Raw genomic sequence first — 15,114 nt, 5'->3', positions numbered from 1 at the left:
GGGGAAGGGCCCGGGGAGGGCCGGAGGAAGGGGTTCAACTGGGGGGTGGTTCATGGGCCGACGGCGGTCGGCGGGCCGCGGGTGACCGCCGCCTTCGGGAGGCGGCGGTCACCCGCGCCGTGTCCTCTAGTAACTGAACTGCTGGATCTGCTGGTCGTTCGGGTCGTACGTCCAACCGGTCCTGGTGCGCGGGTCCAGTTGGAGGGCGTTCTCCGCCCCGCCGTGGTCGCCGACGACGAAGCCCGACAGCGCCCGGATCACGGTTCCCGTCTTGAGGTCCACGACCGCGAGCCGGCCGGTGGCGTTGTTGTCCGGCACCCACATCCCCGCACCGAAGTACGGCTCGCCCGCCGGCGTCGGGTACGAGACGACGGCGATGTCGTGGGCGCCGTCCACCGCGAGCGCGGAGGGCTTGCCCAGCCGCACACCGACGGGGTCACCGGCCTCGCCCGTGGTCTCGTCGAGCGGGGTGAGCGTGCCCGTGGGGGTGATGTTGACGCTGATCACGGTGGCCGAGAGGTTGACCAGCGACCCGGCGTCGTCCGAGGCGATGCCGTGGCTGCACGCCGAGGTGCTGCCGAGGCCGGTCGCCGTACGTGCCGTGGGGAGTGCGGGCGGTGGGCGGCGGCGCGGCGGACGCGGGCAGCGCCGCGGTGGTACCGGCGACGGTCAGGCCGAGGACGGCGCAGGCGCGCAGAAGTCTGGGGACCGGTGGTCGGGCTTGCGGCATGGGCACCTTCTGCTGGTTCTTCGGAGCGCGGACAAGCGGCAGGGGGTGGGCTGCGGGACGACGCCCCTTGTCTCCAGGGGAAGATGCCAAGTGGTGCGGAGGGGGCGCAAGGATAGAGCTGTGGCCGAGTTCTGCCAGGTGGCGGGGTGTGGCCAGGAACGACCGGAGTGGTAATGGAACTTGACGTCGTCGGACTCAGCGACGAAACACAACTCGTCTACACCGCCCTCGTCGGGCTGCCCCGCAGCACGGCTTCGGAGATCGCCGACGCCTGCGGGATGCACGTGAGCGCGGTCGGCCGGCTGCTGGCGGCGCTGGTGCGGGACGGCCTCGCGACCAGAGCGGCGGGCCGGCCACCGCGCTTCACCGCCGCCGCCCCCGATGTCGCGGTCAGCGAGCTGATCCAGGAGCGCGAACGGCGCCTGGACGCCGCCCGCTCGCTGGTCCAGCAACTGGCCGAGAAACACCGCGAGGCGCACCGCATCAGCGATCCGAACATCGCCGTGGAGCTGCTGACCGGCCACGAGGACATCAGCACGGCCGTCCACCGGCTCACCGACGCCGCCCGGCAGCAGATCCGTGCCTTCGACCGGCCGCCGTACATCGAACGTCCCGGCAGCAACCTGGAGATCCAGCGCAGGCGGCAGCGGACCGGTGTCGCCCACCGGGTCCTCTACGACCGGGCGGCGGTGGCCTGGCCGGGGCGCTTCGCGGACGACATCCTGCCGAGCATACGGGCCGGTGAACAGGCGCGGGTGCTCACGGAGTTGCCGCTGAAGCTGGTGATCGCCGACGACCGGTGGGCCGTCATCCCCTTCAGCCTCGCGCCCGGCGGCCACTCGGCCGCGTATCTGATCCACCGGTCACCGATACTGACGGCGCTGGAGGCCCTCTTCGAAGCGGAGTGGGAGCGCGCGACGCCGCTGCGGGACACGAGGCCGCCGACCCCGGCCACGACACCGGGCAGCCCCGACGCCGACACCCTGGCCCTCCTCGGACTCCTCGCCTCGGGCTGTACGGACGCCGCCATCGCCCGTGTCCAGGGCTGGAGTCAGCGCACCACACAGCGTCGTATCCATCGCCTGATGACCGAACTCGGCGCCGCCACCCGCTTCCAGGCCGCGGCCCAGGCCGCACGGCGGGGCTGGCTGCGGTGAGGCAGCCCGCGGTGAGGCCGGCCGCGGTGAGGAAGGGCGGCCGGCCCGCATACCTGCGACGCCACGTCAGGACGCGGCGAAACGGCCTGATCCGGCACTAAGATCTGCGAACCGACTGTCAAGGGGGGCAACGTGGCGATCGACATTGCCGAGACCGTCAGACTCAGGCTCGCGAAGACGAACCGACAGAGGGACAAGCGTCTGCTCGACTGCCAGGAGAAGCTCGACCGGCGAGCCTCCGAGGAGAACGCCGCCCTGCGGAAGGCGCGGCAGACGCTCTACGACGAGGCCCTCGTCCCCGTCCGTGACGCCTTCCAACGTCTCCGGCACGTCGATGTGATCGAGGTGGACCCGGTCGAGAGACCAGCCGTCGACGGCGAGGCGGTCGTCGGCCCTCGGCAGCCACGCAAGATCGTCGTGCCGACCGCCGTCAAAGTGCTGGCGGGCGGCGCGCTGCTCGTGGCCGTCCCGCTCGTCGTCGGTCACGTGGTCCCGGAAGGCGCCTACCGGCTGGTGCGGAACTTCGGTTCCGCCTCCAACGGCAGGGCGATCAAGACGCTGCACGGGGCGGCGGCCCGCAGCGCCACATTCGCACGGTTCGGCCGCGGATCCATCGCCACGGGCGGTGGCGGGGAGGCGGCCGGGAGAAAGGCGCTGTCCGAGCTGGGCAAGACGTCGGCCGCCCTCACGCAGACGGCCCTCGTGAAGGGCCAGCTCCACATGCTCAGCGACGGCCGGCGGGAGAAGGCACGGGACCTGGAGCGGCGCGAGAAGGAGCTGGGCGAGAGGCAGGACGCGGCGCCCGCGCTGTACGAGCGCGGCGAGGACATGCGGCGCGTCCTTCAGGACCTCCGGTCCGAGCTGGTGAGACGGCTCCCGTCCCTCACCACGCTGGTCGAGACGTGCGACGACTTCACCCGCTACGACTCCCGTCAGCGCGCGGAGGTGGCGGCGACGGCGGAGCTCTACGGCCTCGCCGTCACGGTCATGACGTGCCCGATCACCGCCACCGAGGGACGGATCACCGAGGAATCAGGGCGGGTCGTCGCCGCCGCCGAGGCCCGCCTGCGGATGATGGAGACCGAGGGCTGAGTTGTCTTCCCGCCGACGTGTTGGCTTCAGCCCTGGTACGGCTGCTGCCCGAGCGGCGAGCTGCCTTGGCCGCTCTGTCCGGCGAGGTCGGCCGGGCCCTGCGCGGCCTGGGCCTGAAGCTGGCCGGCCTGCTCCGCGGTCACCTTCTGCTGGGCGCCGCAGAAGGTGCACTGCGTCATGTACTTGACCGAGATGGGGAAGAGCGGCACGAAGAACAGGGTGAACTTGACGACCCGCTTGCGGAGCGCGTGCGCACTCGGGTTTCCGCAATGCCCGCACAGGAGCGTGATGATCGCGAGCTGGTGCAAGTAGCCCCTGGTACCAAAGATGATCACTTCGCGTTCCCTCCCCGGGCGGCAGTGTCCGGTGAGCTTATCTTCCGACCCGCCTCCCTCGCATGCTGGGGGCCCCTCGAAAGGATTCCCGGCGCTCGGCCAGGTCAGCCGGTGCCGACGCCCAGAGCGGTGAGCAGGACCAGGACGAGGGTGACCACGGCGAGCAGGCCGTGTGCCAGCACGACCGGCACCGGGAAGTGCCGTTCGGCGGGTACCGCGCCTTCGGCTCCGGGACCCGTGGCGACCGCCGCCGCGCCGGCCGTGGCGCGGTCGCGGTAGACGGGGATCCAGCGGGCCAGCATCACGAAGCCCAGCAGCGCAACCGGCAGCAGCAGGCCGAACGAGGTCCAGGCCAGGGCGCTCTTGTCGGCCACCACGTAGACGATCCACACCACCAGTCCGATCGCGGCCAGCGCGAAGTGGCCGAAGACGACGGGTGCGGGAAGGCGGCTGGCGCCGGTCTGCGGCCGGCGGATTCCGCCGCGTCGGATCCAGATGCCGAGCATGTAGAAACCGCCGAGAGCGGTGATCACCCAGGTGATCAGTGCGGCGATGGCCATGGGGAACTCCGGGGGAGACGGTGGTGAAGACAGCCGGCGGGAACCGGCCGTCATGACGGGTGCGGGGGCCGGGTCACCCGGCTGAGCGGGTGCCGTTCCGGCCGTGGCCGGGTGTGTATCCCTCGGCCTGGGTGTTCTCGTCGGCGACGCGCACGCCGTAGCGGTAGGCGAGCTTGCCGCCCAGGAACCCCGAGACCGCGAGGGCCGCGACGCTGAGCGCGGACAGGACGAGCTGCCCGATGCCGGTGCCTGCGCCGTCGGCGTGGTCGCCGTGCCGCCACAGGAAGTTGGCGACGTAGGCGGCGGTGACCAGGAGGTTCAGCGTCATGTGCACCAGGGCGGTGCGGAAGGCCGGGGTGCCGGCCGGGATCCCCAGCAGGTCGAGGAATCCGACCATGGCCGCGAGCAGAGCCCCGATCACCCCGACCGCGATCAGCCACTCCGAGGACTGGGTCAAGAAGCCCGGCCGGTGCACGACGTGCGAGGCGATGTCGAACACCAGACTGGCCACCCAGGCACCGATCGGCACGGTCACCAGGATCGGATGGAACGGGTGCCCGTACGGCCCGGCGAGCGCGGCGCTGACCGGGCGCTTCGCCTGAAGCTGTGACTCACTGGCCATCGCGACCTCCCTGGTTTCACTAATAAAGCTTGGTCTTATTACGAGAGGGCGTCAAGATGCACAGCCCACAACGAGCGAAGAACACTTGTGCCTACCTGAATGGGAGTTACCGTGGTCGGGTGGCTTCTGATACGACTACGCAGGCCGACGGGGCCGGCAGCGCCATCGACGCCGTCAGCGTCCTGAGCGATGACTCGCGCCGGCGCATGTTCACCTTCATCCGGCGTGCCGACCGCGCCGTCACCCGCGACGAGGCCGCCGCCAGCGTCGGCATCTCCCGCAAACTCGCCGCCTTCCACCTCGACAAGCTCGTGGACGCCGGGCTGCTGCGCGCGCGCTACGAATCGCCCGGCGGGATTCGCAAGGTCGGCCGGAAGCCCAAGGTGTACGAGCCCACCGACGCCCAGATCACCGTGAACATCCCCGACCGCCGCCACGAACTCCTGGCCGACCTGCTTCTGGACGCCGTCCTCACCGAGGGCGCCGACGAGAACGCCGCGCAGGCGGCCATGCGAGCCGCCGAACACCGCGGCCGGCAGCTGGGCGAGGCGGCCCGGGAGGAGACCCGACCGGGCCGCCTGGGACCCGAGCGCGGCCTGACCGCCTGCGAGCACCTGCTGGACCAGTACGGCTACGAACCCGTCCGGGACACCCCCACCCGACTCCGGCTGCGCAACTGCCCCTTCCACCCGCTGGCCGCGAAGGCCCCGGACCTGGTGTGCGGGATGAACCACGCCTTCCTCAGCGGCTACCTGGGGGGCCTGGAGGTCAACGGGATCCAGGCCGTCCTGGCGCCCGAGCCCGGCGAGTGCTGCGTACGGCTGGGCCCGAGCGACCCCGATCGTGAGGACGACGTGCCGCGAAACGGCTGACGCGAGACCGCTGACGCGACACCGGTCACGCGCACGGGCGGGCCGGCGTCAAGGGCCGGCCGCCGTTCACCTCGCGGCGGTGGCCTCGTCGAGGGCCGTGAGGGCCGCGGTGGCCTCGGCCTGGCGGGGGCTTCGCAGGGTGACGAGGTCGGCGCGGGCGGCGAGCAGGGTTTCCCGGGCCTGCGGGTGGCCCATGGCACTGAGCACCTGGCCCAGGTCGAGCCGGGCCGGGCCGGCCCAGGCCGGCATCTGGGCGTTCTCGAAGGCGGCGAGGGCCTGACGGAGCGGGGGTTCGGCCTCGGCCCAGCGTTCCAGGGCCGCCAGGTCGTTGCCGATCTGCTGCCGGGCGACCGCGTGGTACAGCGCGATCAGCTCGTCCGTACGGCCCGGGATCCCCGCGCGGCAGATCCGTTCGCTGCGGCGGTGGGTCTCCAGGGCCTCCGCCGCCCGGCCGGCCTGGCGGAGCAGGGTGCCCAGGGAGTTGAGGATCGTCAGCTCGGCCAGCCGGGCCTGCGCGGAATCCTGCGAGGCCAGGCAGCCGGCCGCCGCACGCAGTCGCGCGTGCGCCTCCTGGATCCGGCCCTGGCGGTGGAGCGCGCCCGCGCCGTAGCCGAGTGCCCAGCCTTCCTGGAGCCCGTCCCCGCAGTCGCGGGCCGCCACCAGCGCGGCGTCGGCGCTCGTCAGCGCGGCGTGGGGATCGTGGACGCAGAGGTTGTGGGCCCAGGCGAGGTAGTTGAGGTGGACCGCCTCGTCCCGCCTGCTGCCCAGCGCGCGGGCGGAGTCGGCGGAGCGCTGGAACACCTCCACCCACTGTTCCCAGTGCTGGTTGAGGTCGGAGAACCAGTGCATGGCCTGCGCCGCGTCCAGGACCTGCCGGTGGTGACCGTTGCTGTGGGCCCGGCGCAGCGCGGCGAGCCACTGGGCGCGCTCGGCCTCCAGCCAGGCCCGCGCCTCCTCCCGGCCGGTGGGCGCTCCGTCCGGGTCCGGGTCGCCGTGCGGGTCCGCGTCGCCGTGCGGGGACGGATCGCCCTGCGGGTAGGGGGCGGTCTGTGGGTCGGGGGCGGTGCGGTCGTGTTCGACGTCGAAGTGGAGCGCGGCGGCGGTGGCCCGGCGCAGCATCCATCGCGCGGTCCGGTCGAGGGCGGCGTCGCGGGCCTCGGGGCCGTCCTCGTCCGCGACCTGTTCGGCCGCGTAGAGCCTGAGCAGGTCGTGGAAGCGGTACCGCTCGGTGACGGCATCGCTCTGGAGCAGCCCTGCGTCGGTCAGTTCCTCGGCGCAGGCGACCGCGTCGTCGTAAGGCAGGCCCGCCAGGAGCGCGCCGGTCTCCGGGCTGAAGTCCGCCCCGGCGGCCAGTGCGGCGCGGCGGAGGAACAGCCGGGAATCCAGAGGCAGTTGCCGGTACGAGAGGGCGAACGCGGCACGCACCCGCAGGCTTCCGGCCTGAAGACCGTCCAGCCGACGGCCCTCGGCGGCGAGGCGGGCCACGAGCTTGCCGAGGCGTTCGTGCGGCCGGCTGAGGAGCCGTTGGCCGGCGATCCGGACGGCCAGCGGCAGGTGCCCGCACAGGTCGGCGAGGTCGCGCGCGGCCTGCGCCTCCGCCCGCACCCGCGCCGGGCCGATGATGCGGGTCAGGAGTTCGACCGCCTCCTCGCGCCGCAGCAGCGCCAGATCGCTGCGGTGGACCGATTCAAGACCTGCCAGCGAGTGGCGGCTGGTGACGATGGTCAGCGACGGGCCGGCGCCCGGCAGCAGCGGGCTGACCTGGGCCTCGTCCACGGCGTTGTCCAGCAGCAGGAGCATCCGCCGCTCGCTCGCCACCGACCGCCACAGCCCCGCACGGTCGTCGGTGCCGGCCGGTATCGCGGCGTCCGCGACGCCCACCGCGCCCAGCAGCCGGGCGAGCGCGTCCCGGGGTGTGGTCGGCTCGGGGTCCATGCCGTGCAGGTCCAGGGCGAACTGCCCGTCCGGGAAGTGCGGGGCGAGGCGGTGCGCGGCGTGCACCGCGAACGCGGTCTTGCCGAGCCCGGGCTGTCCGGCGACCACGGCGACCGCCGGCCGGTCCCCACCGGCCTCCTGCGCCAGCTCCAGCAGCCGGGCGAGGGCCGGGCCGCGGGCGGTGAAGTCCTGGATGTCGCGGGGCAGGGCCAGGGCGACGGGGGCGGCCGGGCCGGAGGCCGTCCGGGGGCGCGGACGGCCCAGCGCGGCGGACTTCTCCAGGCCCGCCGCCTCCTCGTCGTCCAGTCCGAGCGCCTCGGCCAGCACCTGGACCGTGCGGCGCTGCGGCCCCCGCGTGCGCCCGCGCTCCATGTCGGCCAGCGCCCTCACGCTCACCCCGGCCGCGTGCGAGAGGGCCTCCTGGCTCAGTCCGGCTCGTGCCCGCAGGTGGCGCAGCCGCTGCCCGAAGTCTCCCGTGAGAGGCGTGCCACCGCGCACCGTCGATGTTCCCCGATCGTCCGGCTCGTCCGGATGCGAGCCCCCGGCAGAAGTATGGCGGACGACAGTTCTGCCGGGAGAACCGCATGGGACGCGGAGCCCGCGGGTGATGAACTCAAGGTCAGGGCACGGACCACCGGGCCGCCGGAGCACGCGTACAGCGGTTCCGGCGAGTTCGCGTGCACCCTGCCGTCCCGGTTCGCCAGCACCCTGCCGTCCGACTAACGGCCGGGCGAAGGGCGACCGGTGACCGGTGACCGACGAACACCGACAGAACGACGTGGGCCGACGCCACCGAGCCTCGGCCCCTCACCACCACGGGGGAACTCTCCATGAACACGCTTCGCCGCACCGCCCTGCTCGCCGCCGCGGGCACGGCCCTCGTCCTGTCCCTCACCGCCTGCCAGAGCGACGGGGACGCCAAGTCGGCGCCCACGGAGGGTGCTTCGGTGACCGTGCAGCCGCCGGGCGGCAAGGACAACGGCTCGTCGGGCACGAACGGTTCGACGGGTACGACGGGTACGGCCGGCTCGGCCGGTTCCAACGGCTCGACCAGCGCGGCGAGTTCGGCAGGCACCACCGGCACCGGCGGCTCCACGGGTACGTCCGGGTCGCCCGGCTCGACCGGTCAGCAGGTCGACGTCTCCGCCCCGGTCTGCGCCGCACGGGACGTCCACGTCACCGCGGCCACGCAGGGCGGCGCGCCGTACACCCACATCGTCCTCACGGCGAAGAACACCTCCCGCCACTCCTGCCGGCTGACGAGCTTCCCGCACATCCAGTTCCTGGAGAGCCACAAGCAGGACGTGCCGGCCGTCGACAAGAGCAAGCCGGAGGCGCCGGTCGTGCTCGCGGCGGGTGAACCGGCCTACGCCCTGGTCAAGCTGTCGGACGGCGGGCGCGAAGAGGACAACGAGCCCGTGTCGGCGTTCTCCGTCATGCTCGCGGGCGACCCGACGGTCATCGCCGTCACCGCACCCGGCGCCGACGGCATCGCCGTCGACCCGGCGAAGGCCCTCACCGGCTACTGGACCCCCGAACTCCGCAACGGCGCCGACGACTTCTGAGGCGAACCGGCGGGCCCGAGAGGGCCCGTCAGAATTCCACATATCACCCGAACAACCCTGCCCCGAGCGGGTGTTGACGGTCGAAGCCGGGCAGGATCAGGAACGTCGCGCTGGCGGTCGTCGTGGTGAAGCCCAGCAGCGCGTCGGAGGCATCCATGTGGGTGAGGGTGGCGGTGAAGGTCCGCAGGTCGTTCTGGAAGCTGACGAAGAGCAGGCCGGGGGCGGGCTCGTCGGTGCTGTAGGAGCGGCGGAGCATGAGGCCGACGCCGACCATGGTGGCGTGCGCCCTGCGCACATGGGCGTCCACGGGCACGAGATAGCGTCCGTCGGGAGTCTTGGCCCCGAGTTCCGGGCCCGAAGCGGCGGTGCCGCCGGAGAGCGGGACCCCGCTCGCCCGGCGCCGCCCGAAGACCGCCTCCTGCTCGGCGACGGACAGGGCGGCGAACCGCGGCAGGTCCAGCTCCATGCGCCGTACGACGGCCAGGGTGCCCCCGGCGACCTCGGGGGGCCCGGACAACCACAGGTCGCGCCGCTGTTCGGCGGCCGTGTGCGGGCCCACGATGCCGTCGATGAAACCGAGCACGTTCCGCGGCGCGGCCAGGCCCTCGCCGACGGGCACGTTCGCGCCCCGGCGTCCCGACTGCCGCCAGCGTTCGCGGATGCGGTCACCGGCCTGGTCCAGCAGCGCGGCGGCGACGACCGGCACGAGCAGGGCGTCGCCGGCGCAGATCTGTACCAGCAGGTCACCGCCGCGCGCCCGGGGAGCGATCCGCTCACGGGAGAACCGCGGGAGGTCGGTCGCGCCGGGCAGCGAGGCACCGGCCGCGCGCACCAGCCGTGGGCCCACGCCGACGGTCACGGTGAGGTCGCCGGGCGGCAGGCCCAGTAGCCGCGGATCGGTCCCCGCGGTCAACCCACGGATGGTTTCGCCGAGTTCGGCCAGGAGCGGGCCGACGGCCACGGCCGCACCGAGGTCGGCCACCAGCGCCAGCAGGTTGCCCTGGGCCGGCTGGGGGAGCGTGACGCCCGCCTGGTGCCGGCCCAGTGCCGGAACCGCGGCCGGAGTCGGAGTCGCAGCCGGACCCCGGAGCGGCGCGGCCGTCGCGGAAGAGGAGGAGCCCGAGGGCGCGGCGTCCGATGTGCACCCGGCGGTGAGACCGGCGGCCACCATGGCGCCGGTGACATCGAGGAACGCGCGGCGTGACGGGCGGTGATCGGCTCGGTGCATGGTGTGCAGGGTGCCACACACGAAACGCCCATGCCGCTCAAGTTCCCTATTCCGGCGCGGAATTCGCCATCGTGCCAGACTGGGATCATGCCTCGATTAGCTCTTCGCGTGATGGCGGCGGTGCTTGGCACGCTGACCCTTGTGGCCGGCTGCGGCGGTGGCGGTGGCGGTGGCGGTGGCGGCGGCTCGGGCAAGGGCCGGCGGCCGCACGGCGCGCAGGTGACGATCCGGGTGCCCGCCGACGCTCCGACGATCTCGGCGGCGGTGTCCCTGGCCCGGCCCGGCGACCTGGTGCTGGTCGCCCCGGGCGTGTACCACGAGTCGGTGAGGATCCGCACGCCGCGCGTCACCCTCCGTGGCGAGTCCCGGGACAAGGTCGTCATCGACGGGCGGTTGCGGCAGCCGAACGGCGTCGTCGTCGCGGCGCCCGGGGTGGCCGTGGAGAACCTGACCGTGGAGAACAACACGCAGAACGGGGTGCTGGTCACCGGTTCGGCGGCGGCGGTCGCCGGACTGCCCGGGGGCAACGGCGGCTACGACACCGGGGACGAGCCCGTCACCTTCCTGAAGTCCTTCCTGGTCTCGTACGTGACCGCGACCCGCAACGGGCTGTACGGCATCTACGCGTTCTCCGCGCAGAACGGTGTCATCGAGCACTCCTACACCTCGGGCGGCGCCGACTCGGGGATCTACGTCGGACAGTGCAAGCCCTGCCGCGTCGTGGTGCGGGACAACATCGCCGAACTCAACGCGGTCGGCTACGAGGGGACCAACGCCAGCGGTGACATGTACGTGGTCCGCAACCGTCTCGTCGGCAACCGCGTCGGCCTGACCACCAACTCCGACCACCAGGAGAAACTGCTCCCGCAGCGCGGTGCCGTCGTCGCGGGCAACCTGATCGCGGACAACCAGCAGACGCGGACCCCGGAACAGGCCGACGGTGGTTGGGGGATCGGCGTCGGCGTCGACGGCGGCAGCGGCAACCGGTTCCTCCGCAACCGGATCACCGGCAACACCAACGCGGGGTTCGTCATCACCGCGACCGCCGACATACCGCCCGACGGCAACCGGATCACGGACAACACCTTCGCCGCCAACGGCGTCGACGTCGGCTGGACGTTCCCCACCGCCACCCATGGCAAGGGCAACTGCCTGCACGGCAACACGCTGCGTACGACCGTGCCCGCACGGCTCGCGGCGACCGCGACCTGCCCGCTGGACGCCAATTCGCCGACGGCATCAGGCACTTGGGCGAGTCCGACAGCGCCCAGGGGCATCCCGTTCAGCGAGGTGGGCGCGCCGGGTCCGCAGCCGCAGTTCCCGGACGCCACCACCAGCGGCGCCACCGTGGTGCCGCCCGTTCCGGCGCTGCCGGACCTCACGGGCATCCCGCTGCCACCGCCTTCACTGCTCGCCACCGGCACGCGGGTGCGGACCTCGTGAACGACGGGTACCGCACGGGCGGTCGCCACGCGGGCGGTCACCCGAGGATGGCCACCGCACGGGCGGCTACCGCGCCGGTGTGATTCCAGGCGCCGGCCGGACGGGGACGTACTTCCGGGTGCCGAAGTCGATGACCAGCGGCTGCGGCTCGGAGGCCACACCGGCCCGCACCCGGTACATGGTGCCGTCGGTGCCGATCCAGTAGCGCACGGATCCCGAAGTACCCGCCCCCACGGCGGACTTCGGCCCGGCCATGACGTCCACCCGATGTCCGCGCACCTTGTCCTGCCCGACCCGGGCCGCTCCGTTCTGCGGCAGCAGCTCGGCGTTGTCCGGCCGGTCGCTGCCCAGGCCGAGCGCGATGGCGAGAGAACTGTCCAGTGCGCTGCCGGACGTCCGCAGCGGCCGGCGGTACCAGCCGGACGCGGGCGGGGAGGGCGGCGCCGCCGCCGGGACGTCGGTCATGGGGTGGACCAGCACGGTGGTGGCCGTCCACTGGATCAGCCCGTCGCTGGACGTGTCGCGCCCGGCGCCGCGCACCACTCCGTACCCGATCTCGGCGCGGTAGTCGACGGACCCGGTGACGACCAGCCCGCCGGCGGTGCTCGGCACGGTGATCGTCACCCCGCGGCCCCCCGCCTGGTAGTTGAGGAAGCGCGTGATCGCCAGCCGGTTCGCCTCGTCCGGCGTCAACGCGCGCCGGCCGGCCGAACCGCCGCCGTCCCCGACGCCGATGAACAGGAACGTGATCGCCGCGACACCCGCGAGGACGAGCGCGCCCGCGATCCACCGTAACCGCGGCAACCGGCGGCGCCCACCTGCCACGCGCCGCGGGAGACCTCGCTTGATTCTCACTGTCCGCACGCGGCGCGATGCTAACAGTTCCTTCCGACGTGTCTCCGATTTCCCGGTTTTTGCTATATGACGGTCCGTCAACTTGTACCCTCCCGGCGGGGGTTGCCGTCAGTTCGCCGAGTCGGGCGATGACGTAGACAACGCAAAGGAATGCGATGCCATTACGTAGGCTGCTGCGGGTGGGGCTGTCCTGTCTGTTATTGACGGGCGGCGTCACCGGTACGATCGCGACAAGCGCCGGGCAGGCCGGCGCTACGACCTCCGACGGCACATTGACCGTCGAGACACTGCGGGACTTCTTCGGCACCGGCGTGATCAACACGACCATGGACGTGCCGCAGCGGGGGATGAGGGTCGCCGTCACCGACCCCACCGGACACCATGTCAACGGCGTCACCGACGCCACCGGAAAGGTCGTGGTACCGCCGTCGGTCCAACTGGCGGGCGGCCGATATCGCGTCGACGTCACCGTCCCGGCGCCCTACAGCGACTATCTGCGGGCGGCGCCGGCCTCCACGGCGGCGAACCACTTCGACAGCTTCACCACGTTCGTGGACGTCTCCGGCGGCAAGGACGCCTCGGTGATCACCGGAGTGTGGGACCCGGCCGACTACGCGCTGCCGGACTCCCGGTACTTCGTCCCGATCCAGAACGGTGGCAGCGGAACGGACACCCGATCACTGGTGGCCTTCCCGACGAACGCCCGCGGCACCTGTCCCGACAAGACGGCCTGCCCGGCCGTACTGGACACGCAGGAGCAGGTGGGCACGACGTTCGGGCTCGCCTACGACAAGGACCGACAGCGGCTGTTCCAGGCGGAGTTCGCCCGGCGGTACACCGCGTACGGGCCCGACGGTGGTGACGCGATCTACACCGTGCCGGCCGCCGGCGGGGGCGCTCCGAAGCTGTTCGCGAAGGTGCCGGGCGCCGCGGTCACGCCGCACGACACCGCTCGCCTGATCAAGGACGCCGGGTTCACCGACGCGCCGGGCAAGGAGAGCATCGGCGGGCTGGCCCTGTCCGAGGACGGCAAGACGCTGTACGCGGTCAACCTGCGCACACGGGCGCTGGTGAGCTTCGACGCCACCGGGGCGACCGCCTCGGCGCCCGAGGCGACCGTGCCGATCCCCGACCCGGGCTGCGCGTCGTCCGCCGACTGGCGGCCCTTCGGTCTGACCACCCACGACAACACCCTGTACGTCGGCGGGGTGTGCGCCGCGGAGAGCACACAGAAGCGCGACGACCTGAAGGCCGTCGTCTACACCTACGACGGCAAGCGGTTCACCCCGGTGCTGTCCCACCCGCTGACCGCCGAACGAGGAAACGTCCTCAGCGGCGACGCCGCCTACCCACAGGCCCACTTCTGGAACCCGTGGAACACCAGCCTGGCGACCTGGGACAGCCTCAAGGTCAACGGCACGATGATCGACCCGCAGCCGGAACTGGCCAGCATGGCCTTCGCCCGTGACGGGTCGATGATCCTCGGCTTCCGCGACCGGTTCATGGACGTGGTGAGCTGGGGCGGGCTGGACCCGAGGCCGTCGAACGACGACCCGGAGAACGGCATGTCCGGCGGCGACATCACCATGGCCTGCGCCAAGCCCACCGGCGGGTACGACTGGGAAGGCACCGGCGACTGTCCCGACCACGCGACCAGCGCCGCCGCCGACGGCGCCGAGGCCGACGGTGTCGTCGAGTACTTCCCGGGCGACTTCTTCCCGAACACCGGCGCACCGAACCAGCCCGGACCGCACCAGGAGTCCTCGCTGGGCTCGGTCGCCTACATCCCGCAGCAGCAGTGGGTCGTCAGCACCCAGATGGACCCGACGGCCAACGTCATCACCGACGGGACCGGCTACTACGACATCACCACCGGGGCCGGCCCCGGCAATGACCCGTCCGGCAACGCCTACCAGTTCATCGGTCCGAACCAGAACGGGTTCGGCAAGGCCGGCGGCCTCGGCGACATCGCGTACGCCGCGGCGAACGCGCCGATCCAGATCGGCAACGTGGTGTGGTTCGACGGCGACCACAACGGCATCCAGGACGCCGGGCAGGTGCTGCTGCCGGGCGCCACGATCAACCTGCTGGACGCCGACGGCAAGCAGGTCGCCACGACCAAGACCGATGCCGCCGGTGAGTACTACTTCGGCGGGGTCGGCGCCGACTACCAGCTGACGCCCGGCGCGAAGTACACCGTGCAGTTCGACGTGTGCACCGCCGACACCAGCGAGGTGCCGGACCAACCCGCCGCCACCGACCTGCGGTTCACCCTCCCGCGAGCCGGTGACGACCGGGTCCACGACTCCAACGTGACCCCGCCGACCAGCGGGCGGCTGTGCAGCGGGCAGGCGCCCGTCACCGCGCCGAAGAGGCCGGGAGGGGTCGACCACACCATCGACGCCGGCGTCTACATCCCCCGAGCGACCCCGCCGACCTCACCCCCGCCGACGTCCACGTCCCCGTCCGCACCCCCGGCGTCGGCGCCGCCGTCCGCCGCGCCCTCCACCGGCCCGGCTCCGGGCGGCACGAACCCGGGAGGTTCCCTCGCCCACACCGGTCTGGTCGGCGTGGGGAGGATCCTGTCCCTCGTCGCCCTGCTGCTCTGTGCGGGTGCGGCAGCCGTCTACGTAGGCCGTAAGCGTCGCGCCAGGCGCCGCTGACTCCCGCATCACTGAACACTGAACAGCGACGGGCCGGTGCGGAAAGCACCGGCCCGT

At 72.5% G+C, this 15,114-nt stretch carries 13 protein-coding genes; 6 read left to right on the top strand and 7 right to left on the bottom strand.

The genetic code is table 11. The annotated features are described in order from the left end of the window. Positions 1–126: 126 nt before the first annotated feature. Entirely contained in the window at positions 127–507 is a 381-nt protein-coding gene (locus AB0927_RS15390; protein WP_366668070.1) for a hypothetical protein, read from the bottom strand. Positions 508–903: 396 nt separating this feature from the next. Here AB0927_RS15390 and AB0927_RS15385 point away from each other — a divergent pair, with 396 nt between their 5' ends. Together AB0927_RS15385 and AB0927_RS15380 are read left to right on the top strand one after the other, a co-directional pair. Further along, positions 904–1,887, top strand: coding sequence for a helix-turn-helix domain-containing protein (locus tag AB0927_RS15385; RefSeq protein ID WP_366668069.1), 984 nt, complete (start codon positions 904–906; stop codon positions 1,885–1,887). 132 nt (positions 1,888–2,019) lie between these two features. Beyond that, positions 2,020–2,979 (top strand): hypothetical protein, encoded by a 960-nt coding sequence (locus AB0927_RS15380; protein WP_366668068.1) that lies wholly within the window; start codon positions 2,020–2,022, stop codon positions 2,977–2,979. Between the two features lie 26 nt (positions 2,980–3,005). On the opposite strand, the gene AB0927_RS15375 is transcribed toward AB0927_RS15380, so the two are convergent. From AB0927_RS15375 to AB0927_RS15365, 3 genes are all read right to left on the bottom strand, one after another. Next, positions 3,006–3,314: a zinc-ribbon domain-containing protein gene (locus AB0927_RS15375; RefSeq protein WP_366668067.1), complete on the bottom strand. Its 309-nt coding sequence runs from the start codon at positions 3,312–3,314 to the stop codon at positions 3,006–3,008. 104 nt (positions 3,315–3,418) lie between these two features. Further along, a complete protein-coding gene (locus AB0927_RS15370) occupies positions 3,419–3,874 on the bottom strand; it encodes a hypothetical protein (protein WP_366668066.1) in 456 nt (151 codons plus the stop codon). Positions 3,875–3,947: 73 nt separating this feature from the next. After that, positions 3,948–4,496: a DUF2231 domain-containing protein gene (locus tag AB0927_RS15365; protein ID WP_366668065.1), complete on the bottom strand. Its 549-nt coding sequence runs from the start codon at positions 4,494–4,496 to the stop codon at positions 3,948–3,950. A 119-nt stretch (positions 4,497–4,615) separates the two neighbouring features. On the opposite strand from AB0927_RS15365, the gene AB0927_RS15360 reads away from it, so the two are divergent. Then, positions 4,616–5,368, top strand: coding sequence for a helix-turn-helix domain-containing protein (locus AB0927_RS15360; RefSeq protein WP_366668064.1), 753 nt, complete (start codon positions 4,616–4,618; stop codon positions 5,366–5,368). Between the two features lie 66 nt (positions 5,369–5,434). On the opposite strand, the gene AB0927_RS15355 is transcribed toward AB0927_RS15360, so the two are convergent. Next, positions 5,435–7,801: a helix-turn-helix domain-containing protein gene (locus AB0927_RS15355; protein ID WP_366668063.1), complete on the bottom strand. Its 2,367-nt coding sequence runs from the start codon at positions 7,799–7,801 to the stop codon at positions 5,435–5,437. 332 nt (positions 7,802–8,133) lie between these two features. On the opposite strand from AB0927_RS15355, the gene AB0927_RS15350 reads away from it, so the two are divergent. Beyond that, positions 8,134–8,868, top strand: coding sequence for a DUF4232 domain-containing protein (locus AB0927_RS15350; protein ID WP_366668062.1), 735 nt, complete (start codon positions 8,134–8,136; stop codon positions 8,866–8,868). Between the two features lie 43 nt (positions 8,869–8,911). Here the strand turns inward: AB0927_RS15350 and AB0927_RS15345 are convergent, their stop codons facing one another. Then, on the bottom strand, positions 8,912–10,096 hold the full coding sequence (locus AB0927_RS15345) for a Dyp-type peroxidase (RefSeq protein ID WP_366668061.1): 1,185 nt from the start codon (positions 10,094–10,096) through the stop codon (positions 8,912–8,914). 87 nt (positions 10,097–10,183) lie between these two features. Here AB0927_RS15345 and AB0927_RS15340 point away from each other — a divergent pair, with 87 nt between their 5' ends. Continuing rightward, positions 10,184–11,539 (top strand): NosD domain-containing protein, encoded by a 1,356-nt coding sequence (locus tag AB0927_RS15340; protein WP_366668060.1) that lies wholly within the window; start codon positions 10,184–10,186, stop codon positions 11,537–11,539. A gap of 66 nt (positions 11,540–11,605) precedes the next feature. On the opposite strand, the gene AB0927_RS15335 is transcribed toward AB0927_RS15340, so the two are convergent. Next, complete coding sequence (locus tag AB0927_RS15335; RefSeq protein ID WP_366668127.1) at positions 11,606–12,280, bottom strand: hypothetical protein; 675 nt, start codon at positions 12,278–12,280, stop codon at positions 11,606–11,608. Between the two features lie 269 nt (positions 12,281–12,549). Between AB0927_RS15335 and AB0927_RS15330 the strand changes: the two genes are divergently transcribed. Beyond that, a complete protein-coding gene (locus AB0927_RS15330) occupies positions 12,550–15,057 on the top strand; it encodes an SdrD B-like domain-containing protein (protein ID WP_366668059.1) in 2,508 nt (835 codons plus the stop codon). Positions 15,058–15,114 lie beyond the last annotated feature (57 nt).

It is taken from the genome of Streptomyces sp. NPDC048106 (assembly GCF_040706415.1).
In the GTDB taxonomy this organism is placed as follows: Bacteria; Actinomycetota; Actinomycetes; order Streptomycetales; family Streptomycetaceae; genus Streptomyces.
The sequence above is the reverse complement of the archived record's forward strand: the minus strand, read 5'-3'. Positions and strand labels throughout refer to the sequence as shown.